13 protein-coding genes are annotated in these 14,220 nt (G+C 49.9%); 5 read left to right on the top strand and 8 right to left on the bottom strand.

The features are described from left to right. Window positions 1-9 precede the first annotated feature (9 nt). Window positions 10-1,488: a methyl-accepting chemotaxis protein gene (locus C6Y40_RS24345; protein WP_105936978.1), complete on the top strand. Its 1,479-nt coding sequence runs from the start codon at window positions 10-12 to the stop codon at window positions 1,486-1,488. Continuing rightward, a complete protein-coding gene (locus tag C6Y40_RS24340; protein WP_105936977.1) occupies window positions 1,488-2,015 on the top strand; it encodes a DUF6436 domain-containing protein in 528 nt (175 codons plus the stop codon). Before C6Y40_RS24345 ends, C6Y40_RS24340 begins: the two co-directional genes overlap by 1 nt. An 8-nt stretch (window positions 2,016-2,023) precedes the next feature. Here the strand turns inward: C6Y40_RS24340 and C6Y40_RS24335 are convergent, their stop codons facing one another. From C6Y40_RS24335 to C6Y40_RS24320, 4 genes are all read right to left on the bottom strand, one after another. Next, window positions 2,024-2,956 (bottom strand): histone deacetylase family protein, encoded by a 933-nt coding sequence (locus C6Y40_RS24335; RefSeq protein WP_105936976.1) that lies wholly within the window; start codon window positions 2,954-2,956, stop codon window positions 2,024-2,026. Further along, window positions 2,946-4,826 carry a bifunctional acetyl-CoA hydrolase/transferase family protein/GNAT family N-acetyltransferase gene (locus C6Y40_RS24330; protein WP_105936975.1) on the bottom strand — a complete coding sequence of 627 codons (1,881 nt, stop codon included), beginning with the start codon at window positions 4,824-4,826 and terminating at the stop codon, window positions 2,946-2,948. The genes C6Y40_RS24335 and C6Y40_RS24330 overlap by 11 nt, the downstream gene beginning before the upstream one ends. 181 nt (window positions 4,827-5,007) lie before the next feature. Next, window positions 5,008-8,133 carry an efflux RND transporter permease subunit gene (locus C6Y40_RS24325; RefSeq protein WP_105936974.1) on the bottom strand — a complete coding sequence of 1,042 codons (3,126 nt, stop codon included), beginning with the start codon at window positions 8,131-8,133 and terminating at the stop codon, window positions 5,008-5,010. Window positions 8,134-8,165: 32 nt separating this feature from the next. After that, a complete protein-coding gene (locus C6Y40_RS24320) occupies window positions 8,166-9,290 on the bottom strand; it encodes an efflux RND transporter periplasmic adaptor subunit (RefSeq protein ID WP_105936973.1) in 1,125 nt (374 codons plus the stop codon). A gap of 125 nt (window positions 9,291-9,415) precedes the next feature. Between C6Y40_RS24320 and C6Y40_RS24315 the strand changes: the two genes are divergently transcribed. After that, window positions 9,416-10,024, top strand: a complete 609-nt coding sequence (locus C6Y40_RS24315; RefSeq protein ID WP_105936972.1) for a TetR family transcriptional regulator — start codon at window positions 9,416-9,418, stop codon at window positions 10,022-10,024. Window positions 10,025-10,071: 47 nt separating this feature from the next. Here the strand turns inward: C6Y40_RS24315 and C6Y40_RS24310 are convergent, their stop codons facing one another. The 4 genes from C6Y40_RS24310 to C6Y40_RS24295 form a co-directional block, all read right to left on the bottom strand. Next, entirely contained in the window at window positions 10,072-10,512 is a 441-nt protein-coding gene (locus C6Y40_RS24310; protein ID WP_105936971.1) for a hypothetical protein, read from the bottom strand. An 87-nt stretch (window positions 10,513-10,599) separates the two neighbouring features. Next, complete coding sequence (locus C6Y40_RS24305) at window positions 10,600-11,163, bottom strand: CBS domain-containing protein (RefSeq protein ID WP_105936970.1); 564 nt, start codon at window positions 11,161-11,163, stop codon at window positions 10,600-10,602. A gap of 70 nt (window positions 11,164-11,233) precedes the next feature. After that, window positions 11,234-11,542, bottom strand: coding sequence for a hypothetical protein (locus C6Y40_RS24300; protein ID WP_105936969.1), 309 nt, complete (start codon window positions 11,540-11,542; stop codon window positions 11,234-11,236). Window positions 11,543-11,741: 199 nt separating this feature from the next. After that, window positions 11,742-12,314 carry a YceI family protein gene (locus tag C6Y40_RS24295; protein ID WP_105936968.1) on the bottom strand — a complete coding sequence of 191 codons (573 nt, stop codon included), beginning with the start codon at window positions 12,312-12,314 and terminating at the stop codon, window positions 11,742-11,744. A gap of 472 nt (window positions 12,315-12,786) precedes the next feature. Here C6Y40_RS24295 and C6Y40_RS24290 point away from each other — a divergent pair, with 472 nt between their 5' ends. Further along, window positions 12,787-13,065 carry a hypothetical protein gene (locus tag C6Y40_RS24290; protein ID WP_105936967.1) on the top strand — a complete coding sequence of 93 codons (279 nt, stop codon included), beginning with the start codon at window positions 12,787-12,789 and terminating at the stop codon, window positions 13,063-13,065. Then, complete coding sequence (locus C6Y40_RS25645) at window positions 13,044-14,090, top strand: methyl-accepting chemotaxis protein (protein WP_146129644.1); 1,047 nt, start codon at window positions 13,044-13,046, stop codon at window positions 14,088-14,090. The genes C6Y40_RS24290 and C6Y40_RS25645 overlap by 22 nt, the downstream gene beginning before the upstream one ends. Window positions 14,091-14,220 lie beyond the last annotated feature (130 nt).

Genomic DNA, 14,220 nt, shown 5'->3' with positions numbered 1-14,220 from the left:
GTTTTTGCTATGTATTCATGGGTGTCCGAGGGGCATAAAATATTTCGTGGTGTTTTAGTCGCCCAGTTGGTAGCAGCCATCATTATCGGTTTGGTCACCGGGGAACTATTTATAGCCTTCTGGTTAGGTATCCCCATCATCGCGCTGCCGCTGTTCCTCAGTTTTAACAAGCCTGAAGCCGAAATAAGCGCGCATGCAATGGGTATTGGTACCCAGCTAATGACCGCGCTGCATATTCATCAGGCTTTTGGTCTTATCGAAATTCACTTTGAGATTTTCTCCTTATTGGCCGTGTTGGCAGTGTTTCGCAACTGGAAGGTAATCGCCTCAGCCGTTGTGGTTATAGCTGTTCATCACATTGGCTTTTTCCTGCTCCAGGTGAATGAAGTAGCAGTGTACGCGTTTGAAGAAGGCCACGTCACCTTTACCATACTAGTGCTGCATGCATTATTTGCACTAGTAGAAGGCGGCATTCTGATGTACATGACCAAGCGCAGCCACGAGGAAGGCGTTGGCGGCGCGGCACTGGAAGTGGCTATCAATAAAATTCTGGCCGATCGGCAGCACATTGATTTGCGGGTGGACGTCGACAAATCCATCCCTATGCTAAAGCGCTTCGACGAACTGCTCGCCTCACTGCGTCAGCTGGTTCACGATGCTTCATCGCTGGCTAATGATGTAGCCAGCGCCAGTGAGTTTATGCAGTCCTCCACCAAAGAATTAAACGAACACGTGCAGCAAAGCAGCACAGAAATTGGCGCCATCTCGGTTGCTTCAGAGGAAATTGCAGTAACACTACAAGACTCCTCAGAACGCACTACCGCAGCCAACGACATCACTAAAGACGCGCGCCATACTACCGGTGAGTCCCGTGCTGCGGTGGAAAGTGCCACTGCCACTATTAACTCACTGCGCGACAGGCTGAATAACGCGGCAAAAACCAATCAGGAACTTAACGAACGTTGTGCCAACATATCTGATGCCATGCGCTCAATTACGGCGGTGGCGGAGCAAACCAACCTGCTAGCACTGAATGCGGCGATTGAATCGGCCCGTGCTGGCGAACATGGCCGTGGTTTCGCGGTTGTTGCCGATGAAGTGCGAACGCTCGCTATACGGTCCAAAGAAAGCGCGGATGAAATCACCACGATCACCGAGCAACTGGTATCGAGTACTGCCTCATCGGTTACGCAGATGAATCAGTGCATTGAGCTGGTTGATGAAGCGGTTAACACCTCTGACAATGCCGCCAGCTTTATGAACAGTATTGAAGAGAAAATCCAGGCCGCCAGCGACAACATGATGGAAGTAGCTACTTCAGCGGTTGAGCAGGAATCGGCTTCAAGCTCAATTGCCAAAAGTACCGCAACCATTCACGAGTTAGCCAACCTGGAGGCACATACTGCCGAGGCACTCGAAGCCAAGTCAGTACAGCTGGCAGAGATGTGTCAGCGTATGCTGCAAACCGTTAAGCGCTTTGTGGTGTAATGAGCCAACGCACTATCGTACTGATTGTTGTGGTATGGGCGCTCGGCATTCTGAGCCTGCTCGGCTTCGCCAGCGTTAATCAGATAAAACCCTTCGATCCATCCATGTTACTGGCCCAGGCGGCCAGTAACCCGCAATTTGATAACGACTTTGCCAACGCATTAAGTCAGGCTGGAGTAACGCCGGGCACGCTGGTGCATATGGTTTCCAGCGGCAAGTGCTATTGCGATAAGCTCACTGAACCCCATCGTGAGGAACTATCCGGTGAATTGGCACATGAAGGCTATCAGCTTAAGCAACTGTCGTTAGCTGAGCATCCGGCGCTGAGCCGATATGTGGATCATTATCCGGCCCTGGCCGTGGTCGATAACGCCGGGCAGCTGCGCTACCTTGGGCCCTATGCCGTTGGTTACGGCTGCTTTACCGGCGCAAACCTGGTGAGTCAGATTAAACAAGCCGCCACCTCAGCCGAATACTACGGCGCCAGTATCAACAGCGATGTAAAAGGCTGCTTCTGCGCCGTATAAGCCGTGCCTCAGTGACTCTGCTCGTCACCGTGTAAGCCTTTGATATGCGCCACCACACTGCGCCCTAGAGCACTCTGGTTGTAACCACCTTCCAGCATACTCACTATTCGTCCGTGGCAGACGTCATCGGCCACATTGCGAAGTTGCTTGCTTACCCAGTGATAGTCATCTTCGCGCAGGCGCAACTGCCCCATGGCATCCTCAGCGTGGGCGTCAAACCCGGCGCTGATTAAAATGAGCTCAGGCATAAAATTACGCAACGCATCAAACCAGTAATTTACTTTTTCGCGGAACTCTTCACCGGTTGCACCGGCTTTCAGTGGCGCACTGAGTATATTGCTGGCCGATACCGGATGACCGGAGTGCGGGTAAAACGGATGCTGAAAGGAGGAGCACATTAAAATTTGTTTGTCCCCGGCAATGATATTTTCGGTGCCGTTACCATGGTGTACATCAAAGTCGATAATGGCCACGCGCGACAGTTCATAGTGCTTGAGGGCATAGCGAGCCGCCACAGCAATATTGTTAAACAAACAAAAGCCCATGGCATTGTCGTATTCTGCGTGATGACCCGGCGGACGCACCGCACAAAAGGCCTGGCGATCTTCTCCTTCCATTACCCAGTCTACCGCATCGCAGCCTGCACCAGCCGCGTACAATGCAGCACTTAAGGTAATCGGCGTCATGCCGGTGTCTTGCTCCAGCCAGATCACGCCGGTGCGCGGCGAACGCTGGAAGATACTATCAACGTAATAAGGATCGTGAGCCAGTGCTAAATTTTCCCGTTTGACCTGTTTGGCATCACCGTGCTGGCAAATCATTTCCAGACCGGAGGACAACAACTGATCGTCTATAGCGTACAGGCGGTCGGGGTTTTCCGGGTGCTCAGAAGACACATCGTGATGCACGCAATCTCTACCGCGATAAATTTTAATGGTCATTTTCTGTCTCCTGTTCCGCCCCTTCCGCTGCTTCGGGTTCCTGCAGCGGCAATTCCAACTCCACCTCACTGGGGTCGCCACTAAACAGGCGCTTGAATCCGTGATGTTCGAAAATGGCAATCATGGGTTTATTATCGGCCCGGCAAAACGCCAGCATCTTATTGATTTTCCGCTTACGGGCAATGTCGATAAGCTTGATCAGCAAACGGCTGCCCATCCCTTTACCCTGCTGCGTTTCGCGGGTAACAAAGGCCGCCTCACAGGAGTTATCGTGCTCGTTATAATAAAAACGCCCCACCGCATGGATGGTGATCCGCGAGCCTTCCTGACGCACAATACACAGCGCCGCATCGGAGTTCTGATCGACACTGACCAGGTTACAGGACTTCTCCCGCGACATTTGTTTGGGGTCGTAGTTATAGCGTAAGCGCAGGGTTTCCTTGGTATGCGAATAGAAAAACTCCTGTAGGCGTCGCTCATCGGCCGGATTCAACGGCCGCAGGTAAAAGGTCTCGCCCTGAATAACCATTTTCTGCAGCTGGATAGCGCCCAGCTCCGGAATATCCGTGGGGTACTTTTGCTGAAAATGCGGAACCCAGTAGTTTTTACGCACCTCGGCAAGCAGGTGGGCGCGAAATTTAGGATGAGCCACGCGGATAAGCTCCAGCGCCCGCTCACGAATACTTTTGCCTCGTAGCGAGGCAATGCCATATTCCGTAACAATGTAATGTACATTGCCTCGGGAAGTGGTTACCCCGGCGCCTTCGGCAATGCACGGAACGATGCGCGACACGGTTTCATTCTGCGCCGTTGAAGGCATTGCAATAATGGGTTTGCCGCCTTTACTCATCGACGCGCCCGACACAAAGTCCACCTGCCCGCCAATGCCGCTGTAAAAATCGTAGCCCAGCGAGTCGGCTACCACCTGCCCGGTTAAATCCACCTCCAGCGCACTGTTAATGGAAATCATATTGTCGTTTTTGGCAATATTGGTGGGCTTGTTCACATAGCTGCTGGGGTAAAATTCAATATGCGGATTATTGTGGACAAACTTATACAGGCGCTCACTGCCCATACAAAAACTGGTCACGATTTTGCCGGGGTGAAAGGTTTTCTTGCGGTTAGTAATGGCCCCCGATGCAATGATATCCATAATACTGTCTGACAGCATTTCACTATGGATCCCCAAATCTTTATGACGCTGGAGGTACTTTAATGTGGCGCTGGGAATCTTACCTACGCCAAACTGCAACGTGGCGCCGTCTTCCACCAGCATCGCCACGTACTGGCCAATCCGTTCAGTCACGCTGTCGATAGCCGGTGCTTCAATAGCCTGCAAAGGTTCATCGGCTTCGATACAGGCAGTAAATTCGCTGATGTGTATAAAAGAGTGACCAGCCGTGCGCGGCATTTGCGGGTTTATCTGGGCAATAGCGATGGTGGCATTACGTACCGCCGACATGGAGATGTCTACCGACACGCCTAGCGAACAATAGCCAAACTCGTCCGGTGGACTTACCGTAACCAGCGCAGCATCCAGCGGCAAGGTACCATCGCTGAACAGACTCGACATTTCAGATAAAAACACGGGCGTATAATCGGCCCGGCCTTCATCCACTGCGCGGCGAATTTCATCGCCCTGAATAAAAAAGGTATTTACCTTAAACAGCTGCCGGTATTCTTCTTTTGCCCAGCGGGTATCGCCAAGCGCCAGCATATGCACCAGTTCAATATCGCTGAACCCTTTACTGTGCTTAATTAAATCATCAATGAGTGCATAGGGCACTCCGGCATTCCCACCAACAAATACCCGGCTACCTGACTTGATCAGATGCGACCAGTCCGGTCGCGGCGGCAGAGCAACGGTCATAGTTCCAACTCCCAATCTCAACTCACTTCATAATGCCACAGTTGCTGCCCAATCATATAAGCAAGTGGTCTAACTTTGATCTGGTTGGACTTTGCGGGCTGAATTTCACACTAATGCTACCTGGCGGCAAAAACAAAAAACCCCGCTCGGAGCGGGGTTTCTATCGTAACAAGCTGTAAGTTTAGCTTTCTTTGCTGTATTCCTCGTGTGGATGACGCTTAGCGCCAAACCACTTAACTACCATTACGTAGAACATAGGCACGAAGAAGATCGCCAGGAAAGTTGCGGCAAACATCCCGCCCATCACGGCGATACCAATAGCGTTCTGACTTTCAGAGCCAGCACCGGTAGCAATTGCCAGCGGCGTTACACCCAGAATAAACGCCATTGAGGTCATCAGTATCGGCCGGAAACGCTGTTCCGCCGCTGTGATCGCAGCTTCAAATATAGGTGTACCGTTGTCGTAGAGTTCTTTGGCGAATTCCACAATCAGAATAGCATTCTTAGAAGCCAGCCCCACGGTAGTCAGGAAGGCAACCTGTAAATACACGTCATTCGGCAAGCCAAAGATGTACGCAGCCACTACCGAACCGAAGATACCTAAAGGCACTACCAGTAATACGGCAAAAGGCACAACCCAACTTTCATAAAGCGCTGCCAGACACAGGAACACCACGATAATAGACAGTGCATAAAGCATCGGTGCTTGTGAACCAGCCGCCTGCTCTTCATAAGACATGCCAGACCATTCCAGACCAAAGCCCGGCGGTAGCTGACCCACTAAACGTTCGGCTTCGGCCATGGCTTCACCGGTAGAAATGCCTTCAGCCGGACTACCCTGAATGTTCACTGAGGAAATACCATTGAAACGCTCAAGCTTGGGTGAACCGTAGTTCCATTCAACGGTAGAGAACGCGCTGAACGCCACCATGTCGCCTTCGTTATTGCGCACAAACCACTTGTCCAGATCTTCCGGATCCATCCGGTACGGTGCATCAGCCTGCATGTAAACCCGCTTAATTCGGCCTCTGTCGATAAAGTCGTTTACGTATGCAGAACCCCAGGCAATGCTCAGTGTATTGTTGATATCACTCAGTGACAGCCCTAACGCAGACGCTTTCTCATTGTCGATATTAACCTTAAATTCCGGCACATCGCTCAGACCATTAGGACGCACACCCACCAGCTTCGGACTCTGTGCGGCCATGCCAAGGAATTGATTCCGCGCATTCATTAATGCCTCATGACCATTACCGGCGCGGTCAACTAACTGGAAGTCAAAACCAGTAGCGTTACCCAGCTCACGAATAGGCGGCGGTAAAATGGGGAAGACGCTGGCATCCTGAATTTGTGATAACGCACCAAAGGCCTGACCGATAATCGAGAACGCACTCTGTGATTCGTCACGTTTTTCCCAGTCAACCAGGTGCACAAAGCCCATACCTGAGTTCTGTGCCGCGCCGGCAAAACTGAAGCCAACAATGGTAAAGATATCTTTAACCGCTTCGCTTTTTTGCTCAAGGAAGAAGTCTTCGACCTTTTTCACTGATTCCAGCGTACGACCAGCAGTAGCACCGGCCGGCGCGTTAACCAGCACCATAATGTTGCCCTGATCTTCATCCGGCAGGAACGCGCCCGGCAGCTGGGTGAAAATAGCGCCCATGCCCGCAACCAACAGACCATAAACCAACAGCGAACGTTTTACGCGATGCGCAATACCGGTAGAAATATTGCCGTAGTTGTCGCGGCCTTTGTTAAACACCCGGTTGAACCAGCCAAAAAAGCCTTTGTCTTTTTTGTTCTCAACGTCTTCTCTGCGCAGCAGGGCCACACACAGGGTTGGCGAAAGGATAATCGCTACCAGTACCGAGAAGGTCATCGCTGATACAATAGTGATAGAGAACTGACGATAAATAGAACCGGCCGAGCCGCTAAAGAACGCCATAGGGACAAATACTGTAGACAGCACTACCGCTATCCCCACCAGCGCGCTGGAGATTTGCGTCATGGATTTCTTGGTAGCCTCTTTGGCGTCGAGGCCTTCTTCTTCCATCAGACGCTCTACGTTTTCAACCACCACAATGGCATCATCCACCAACAGGCCGATAGCCAGTACCATTGCAAACATGGTCAGTACGTTGATACTGAAACCAAAGGCATAAAGTACGGCAAAGGTACCCAACAGTACTACCGGTACGGCAATAGTGGGAACCAGCGTTGCACGCCAGTTTTGCAGGAATAACAGCATCACGAAGAATACCAGCACCACCGCTTCAACCAGGGTTTTCACCACCGAGGTAATCGACAGCTTGATAAACGGTGACGAGTCTACCGGATATACAATTTCAACGCTGTCAGGCAGGTTAACCGCCAGTTCTTCCACCCGCTTTTTAACCGCCTCAATGGTATCCAGCGCGTTGGCACCACTGGCCAGACTGACCGCCATACCCGATGCAGGACGGCGCTTGTAACGGGCAATATAACTGTAGTTCTCAGAACCAAGCTCAACCTTAGCTACGTCTCTTAAACGCACCTGAGAACCATCGGTATTTACTCTGAGTACTATATTCTCAAAGTCTTCAGCGGTTTTTAATAACGACTGAGCGGTGATGGTAGCGTTGATTTGCTGACCTTCAACTGCTGGCATTCCGCCGAGCTGGCCTGCTGAGATATCAGTATTCTGGGTTTGTACTGCCGCCCGCACATCTACCGGCGTCAGGTTATAGCTGTACAACTTGTCGGGATCCAGCCAGATACGCATGGAGCGCTGCGCACCAAACACCCGCAGGTTACCCACCCCATTTACCCGGGCAATCTGATCCTGAAACTGCGACACCAGCATATCACTCAGGTCAAACTGAGAGAGGCTGCCGTCTTTGGAATAAAAGCCAACGACCACCGCAAAGGCATCATTGGACTTGTTTACGGTTACGCCCTGCTGTTGCACCTGGGTTGGCAGCAACGACATGGACGACTGCAACTTGTTCTGCGTTTGTACCTGCGCAATATCGGGGTCGGTTCCGGGCTCGAAGGTCAGGGTAATCGACATCCGTGCATTTTCACTACTGGAAATGAAATAGCGTAAGTTGTCGATACCGGTCAGACTCTGTTCGATGACCTGGGTTACCGTATTTTCGATGGTTTCGGCCGAAGCCCCGGGATAAGCGGCGCTGATCGTCACCGACGGCGGCGCAACCTTGGGGTACTGCTCAATGGGAAGCCCGCTAATTGACAGAATACCCGCCATCATAACGATGATAGCAAGTACCCAGGCAAACACCGGGCGGTCTATAAAAAAACGTGCCATATAAGATGATTTCCTGAATTAGTTAACGCGCGTTAGCCCTGAGGCTGCCATGGCTTGGTATTGACCTGAGCACCCGGTTTTACCTTCTGGTAACCGGCAACAATCACTTTATCGCCAGCTGCGACACCACTGGTTACGATGTACTGATCGCCGTAACTACCGGCAATGGTAATGGTGCGCGCTTCAACTTTATTCTCAGCATTAACAACCATCACTGAAAGCGAGGTGTCAGGCTGGCGCGTAGCGGCACGCTGAGGCACCAGTATCTCCTGGGTATTGGAGATATTCACCCGGGCTTTCGTAAACATACCTGGCATTAACAGTGAGTCAGGGTTAGGGAACTCGGCACGCAGAGCAACTGCACCGGTGGTTTCATCAACAGTCACTTCTGAAAATTTCAGTTCGCCGGTGTGCTCATAACTTTCGCCGGTCATGTCATCTAGCACTAAAGTCACTGGCAACGTGCCACTTTCCTGCATGGCGCGACGCAGTTTTAGAACACCTTTACCGGATTGCTGCATATCCACATAAATGGGGTCTAACTGGGTAATAGTTGCCAGTTGCTGCGTCTGGTTAGAGGTCACCAATGCACCCACTGTCATGTATGAACGGCTAATCTGGCCGCTGATCGGTGCATACACCTTAGTGAAATCAAGGTCCACCTGAGCAAGTTCTACCGCCGCTTTCGCCACGCTGATTTGCGCATCGGCCTGCTCGGCCTGGGCAATGGCATCGTCATACTCCTGCTGACTTACTGCGTTTTTGTCCAACAGTCCTTTATAGCGTTCTGCCCGGGCTTCCAGCGTTTTACGATTGGCTTCGGCGCTTTTAACGTCGGCCTTAGCGCTGGCTAACTGAGCGGCGTAGCGTGAATCATCAATCTGATACAACTGCTGGCCTTTTTCCACAAACGCGCCTTCTTCAAACAAGCGTTCGGTGATAACACCTTCTACCTGTGGACGCACCTGCGACTGCCGCAGCGGGCTTACGCGACCCGGTAAAGTAACGGTATTTTCAACGGGCTGCAGGGCAACCTCGAGAACAGAAACAGTAGGAGGCGGCTGCTGGCCACCACCAGCGGCTTGAGGAGCAGGTTCCTGTGAACAACCTGATATTGCAATAATCGATATTGCTGCTATTACCAATTTTTTGATCATAAATACTTTTACTTTAATGGTTCCTGAGGACTACTTGACAGGAATACTGGACAAAAGGCTCTTTAAGTTATAGTTTAAAATACATTCATGTATGTATGTTGTCAATCAGTCCAAAAAGTCAGAATATGCGACGAACGAAAGAAGAAGCCGAACAAACCAGAAATGCCATTCTGGAAGCTGCAGTAGACGTCTTTACCGAAAAAGGCGTAGCGCGGGCAACGTTAGAACAAATTGCTAAAGCAGCAAATGTTACCCGGGGCGCCGTTTACTGGCATTTCAAAAACAAAACTGACATCTTTATGGCCCTTCACGATGAGCTTCATCGCCCGTTTATACAAGACTTAGTAGACGGGCTGGAGAATACCGACGATGACCCGCTCGAAAGTCTCAAAAGCTACTGCATTGAGATGGTCACCCGTATAGAAGATGACCTGTACCTGCGCCGTGTGCTTTCACTTTTCTTGCTAAAATGTGACTACACCGGCAGTCTGCAGGTATGCCAGGAACGAACCATTGACGCCCGTCGGGAAAAGAGTGAAGTCCTGTCAAAATTTTTCGAAAAAGCACAGTCCCGAGGCACCTTATCGGCTGACCTGGATCCTAAGACACTAACTCTGGCACTTAGTTGTTTCATACGCGGTATTGCCATGGAATATCTGGAAAACCCCGACAGCTTTTCTATACGTGAGGAAGCCCCGAAACTGTTCAATGTTTTTTTCAGAAAGTGGAATTAACCGGCTTAGCGGGTTTTAGATAATGCAGTTAGAGGTTGGTAATTGAGTCAGGCAAAAAACGCCCGGATCTGTTGTGCATCAGCCGCAAAATCTGCTTGGCCGGCAAGCTCAATCGCCATATCCAGTTCAGTGACATACTCCACACGGATATTATAGGGCTCGTAGAGTTTTTTGATTTGCCTTACGGAGGTGGCCGCCGTCCGTGACTTTTCGGTAACAATATAAACCTGCACGAGCCCGGCGGCTATTGCTCTGCCGATACGCTCAGTGAGCGCGCGCTCTGCTTCCGGCACTAACAGGCTTTCACCATCAAGCACAACAATGTCGGCCCAGCGTAGCATGCCACTTTTATACACCGTGCCGGCATAGGTCAGGCCGAAGTTTTCCACACACTCGGTGTTCCATGGACCCTTGGCATTCACCAACACAATGTCATTTACCATGGTTAAGGCAAAATCACCGTGCTGTTTAATGTACCTGATATCCATATTGTCACTCCGTAAGCGAACCTCCTTCCAGTTTAGCAAAAACATGCCTGCCGCGACACAGGGTTGTCGCGAACAGGTAAGGAATGATTAGGCGGCAATGATATGTGAAAGTGCCGCAAAGGAAGGCTGGAATTGAATATCCAGTGGGATCCGCAAGATGCGGGCGATGTCGCTCACGCTGATTACACCACGAATTTCATGGGCCACCTTATCAATCACGAGGCAATGCATCGCACCATTCTCGCGCAAGGCGTTCACTACGTCAGACACGCTCGACAGTTTAAGCTCGTTGTAGTCGAATGCCTGCAATAGGGATTTAGGTTGCATCATATCCACCACCAGCAGCTCCGACCGCGGTATTCCCAATTGAACTACCCGTTGTAGTATTTTCTGCTCTGTAATATCAGCAAACGTGACTATACCAACAAACTGTTCACGCTGGTCGAGCACCAGTTTCATTTTAACGTGAGACTGACGCATCAGTTTTTCCAGCTCTACGGCTTTTACGTTGCCATCAATCACCAGCGGTTGGTGATCATGAAAATCGGTAAAAATACTCAGCGCGGAAGATGCTAACTCAACATGCTCATAGATATCCGGATGAGCGAGCGTATCAATAGATTCGGTTTTGCACAGAGTTAAATTATGCATGGATTTATCCTCTTTAAATTAATTTCTATGCGCCTGAATGCACCATTGCACGACGCAGATATCGGTGAAATTAACTTATTGAGGGAGGCGCTCTGATACCGTGGTGGGAGCGATAGGCGTGCTTGTTTCGACTCTGATAAGTGAATGCAGAATGGAACAGATGAACTTCAGAAGTCGAAGCGGACTGTGGCAGGTAGCCATCAAAATCGGTATCACTTTCATCGCTGATTTCGATGCTGTCCGGGGCATTAGCATCAACGACAACGTCCTGTAAATCAACACGCTGAACTCCGACGCTGTGATCATCATGCAGCACAGTGCTAACAGCGGGACAGCCCACCATTGCCACCATCACTACTAACAATCTTAACCAGTTCATCTGAGTACCACGAGCTAAAGGATATACACTAATAGACCTACAATGGTTCGTATTGGTTCCAAAGGAAAGTCAGCTACCGACCAACTGATGCTATTTTACGCCGAACTGCCAGGCTGGCGGCAAAATGCGGTAGCGCAGATCACGCCTTTGCTACCGCCCAGAGTGCTGAGGATGTGATGAAAAAGCACTCTGCGAAAAACTACTTAGCCTGGGCTTCGGTAGTCAGGCGCAGCGTAATTTCATCACCTACATAGGGCACGTACTGGTCGATGCCGAAATCAGAACGCTTGATAACAGTTTCTGCATCAAAACCAATGGCCTGCTTCTTCGACATCGGGTGCTCACCCATACCGTTCAGAGTCGCGTCCATAGTAACTGTTTTGGTAGTGCCTTTAATCGTCAGATCGCCAGTAACAGCAAACTTGTTATCGCCTTTTGGCACGACTTTAGTGCTTACAAAAGTGGCCTTAGGATACATCGCCGCATTAAACCAGTCTTCGCCAAGAAACTCTTCAGTCAGCTTGTCCACAAAGGTATCAACCGTTTCGATGCTAACAGAAATGGCGATATCACTTTGAGCCGGCTTTTCGGCGTCGTAGGTAATGGTGCCTTCAGCTCCGGCGAATACGGCGGTAGGCGTTGAAAAGCCAAAGTGACTCCATGAAGCCACTGCAAAGGTATGCGTAGGGTCTACCGAATAGCTGGTCGGTGCTGCAAAAGCTGATACGCTGAAAAGCGCGCTAAGAAGAATAGTAGATATTCGTTTATTCATCACAGATTCCTTTTGTTGTCTGAAAGAGTCATTGAATTTCGACTATTCTTACGTGATTAAAGGAATTTAGCTTTATCTATTAATTAAACGTTTCGTTCTGATTTATAGAATATGGCGGATAAAAATAATAAAAAACCGTCTCAACGTCCTCTGTCTGGCAAAAAGTCCCCCCCTCAGATAGTTATATTAAAGAATTTTCGTTCCCTCAGGTTTTAACCCGAAAAAAATATACGTGAGTATCTTTTTTAATACGTTTGATTAATCAATATACGAAATTAAATACTACTATTTATAAAACCCCGCAATGAACAGGTTTAATACAAACGCTGAGTACAACGACATTACTTTCGTTGCCTGCCAGGAACTTGCCAGCCAGGCGAAAAGTTCCTGCCAAAAGCGTAAGCTCACGGATTCAATTAGATCCGTATTGATGACTGTGGATTGGATCAAGCAACACAATAGAGCAACAGCCATGTTAGTACGTAAATCAGTTTACACGCAGCAAATTGAAGCGCTTGAACGCCAGTTGGCGCTGAGTAAAAGTTCGGAAAAAGAATGTCTGGCCATTAAGCGCCAGACGAACTATCTAGCCATCTCTGCTGCCGGTATGATCCTCGAATCCAGTCCTCAATTTGAGGCGCTGAGCGGGTACAGTAAAGCGCAGTTGACGTGTGAGCACATTGATAATCTGCTGAGTGAGTCACTAACCCAAACCAGCTTTTTCAGAGCTTGCTCCAGTCTGGCGCCGTAGATACCATGGAGCAGCTCGAGGTCAACCTTAAGCAATCAGGCGGGGCGCTGCGTCATATCAGCGCACAGTTTGTTCCTATCGCAGATGACAATCAGGGCATTACCAAGGTAATTGCCTTAATTCAGGACCGCAGTGACGATTTTAGGCAGCAACAAAAAAATAAAGTTCTGGCCGATACGCTGAATGCCTCCATGGCAGTCATAGCCTTTACCCCTGAAGGCGAGATTCTTGAGGCCAACGAAAATTTTTTGCAGGTAATGCAATATCAGGCCGGGGACATCATTGGCCAGCACCATCGTATGTTTTGCGAACCCGACTTTTATGCTGAAAACCCCAACTTCTGGCAACAACTGGCTGGTGGCGAACGCTTCACCGGGCGCTTTACCCGGGTGGATGCCAAAGGCAATAAAGTGGCACTGGAAGCCACTTATAATCCGGTTAAAGACAGCAACGGTAATATAGTGAAGGTTATCAAGTTCGCCACCGACATTACCGAACGTATCAACAAGACCCAGCAAGTCATCAATATGGCGGCCGCTACCTCGGAACAAACCTCTACCATAACCCGCAGTGCCGTAGAAGTACTTAGCGAAGCCATTAACTCAGCGGTAAAAATTGCTGATGAATTAAAGCAAATCGCGGAAGACGGCCGCCGCTTGTCAGAGCAATCCACAAAAGTGACCGACATGGTGGTTACCATTCAGGGCATTGCAGAGCAAACCAACCTGCTGGCGTTAAATGCCGCCATCGAAGCAGCCCGGGCAGGAGAGCACGGACGAGGATTTTCTGTGGTCGCAGACGAGGTGCGCAACCTTGCCGAAAGTACCGCCACCGTAACCAAATCGATTACTGACATCGTTAATAAAAACAGTGAGCTTACCGAAACTATGGATGGCAAGTTAGGCGTGTTATCTGAACAGGCGCTGGCGGGTACGGATAAATTTACGCTGACCTCCGAGGGGCTCGAGGATATCAGTAACGGCGTTAAACAACTGGTTGAACTGATGACGCAACTGGAAATCTAGGAACCAGCCAGGTGCCCGGGCTTTTCATTTGTGAATGATAGGGTAGAATATTCGGCGAATTTACTTCTCCTGGATCAGCAGACAGGACATAACTGAGCTGGCATTACCATTAACTTTATTATTGGAGCCA

The sequence above is a fragment of the Marisediminitalea alba genome, from assembly GCF_002993365.1.
In the GTDB taxonomy this organism is placed as follows: domain Bacteria; phylum Pseudomonadota; class Gammaproteobacteria; order Enterobacterales; family Alteromonadaceae; genus Alteromonas; species Alteromonas alba.
This window is presented reverse-complemented; position numbering and strand designations above follow the sequence as displayed.

Coding starts and splice junctions, on each gene's coding strand:
- C6Y40_RS24325 (WP_105936974.1), bottom strand. CDS start 8,133: ATGGCACGTTTTTTTATAGACCGCCCGGTGTTTGCCTGGGTACTTGCT.
- C6Y40_RS24340 (WP_105936977.1), top strand. CDS start 1,488: ATGAGCCAACGCACTATCGTACTGATTGTTGTGGTATGGGCGCTCGGC.
- C6Y40_RS24290 (WP_105936967.1), top strand. CDS start 12,787: ATGTTAGTACGTAAATCAGTTTACACGCAGCAAATTGAAGCGCTTGAA.
- C6Y40_RS24300 (WP_105936969.1), bottom strand. CDS start 11,542: ATGAACTGGTTAAGATTGTTAGTAGTGATGGTGGCAATGGTGGGCTGT.
- C6Y40_RS24330 (WP_105936975.1), bottom strand. CDS start 4,826: ATGACCGTTGCTCTGCCGCCGCGACCGGACTGGTCGCATCTGATCAAG.
- C6Y40_RS24345 (WP_105936978.1), top strand. CDS start 10: ATGTATTCATGGGTGTCCGAGGGGCATAAAATATTTCGTGGTGTTTTA.
- C6Y40_RS24315 (WP_105936972.1), top strand. CDS start 9,416: ATGCGACGAACGAAAGAAGAAGCCGAACAAACCAGAAATGCCATTCTG.
- C6Y40_RS24335 (WP_105936976.1), bottom strand. CDS start 2,956: ATGACCATTAAAATTTATCGCGGTAGAGATTGCGTGCATCACGATGTG.
- C6Y40_RS24295 (WP_105936968.1), bottom strand. CDS start 12,314: ATGAATAAACGAATATCTACTATTCTTCTTAGCGCGCTTTTCAGCGTA.
- C6Y40_RS24305 (WP_105936970.1), bottom strand. CDS start 11,163: ATGCATAATTTAACTCTGTGCAAAACCGAATCTATTGATACGCTCGCT.
- C6Y40_RS24320 (WP_105936973.1), bottom strand. CDS start 9,290: ATGATCAAAAAATTGGTAATAGCAGCAATATCGATTATTGCAATATCA.
- C6Y40_RS24310 (WP_105936971.1), bottom strand. CDS start 10,512: ATGGATATCAGGTACATTAAACAGCACGGTGATTTTGCCTTAACCATG.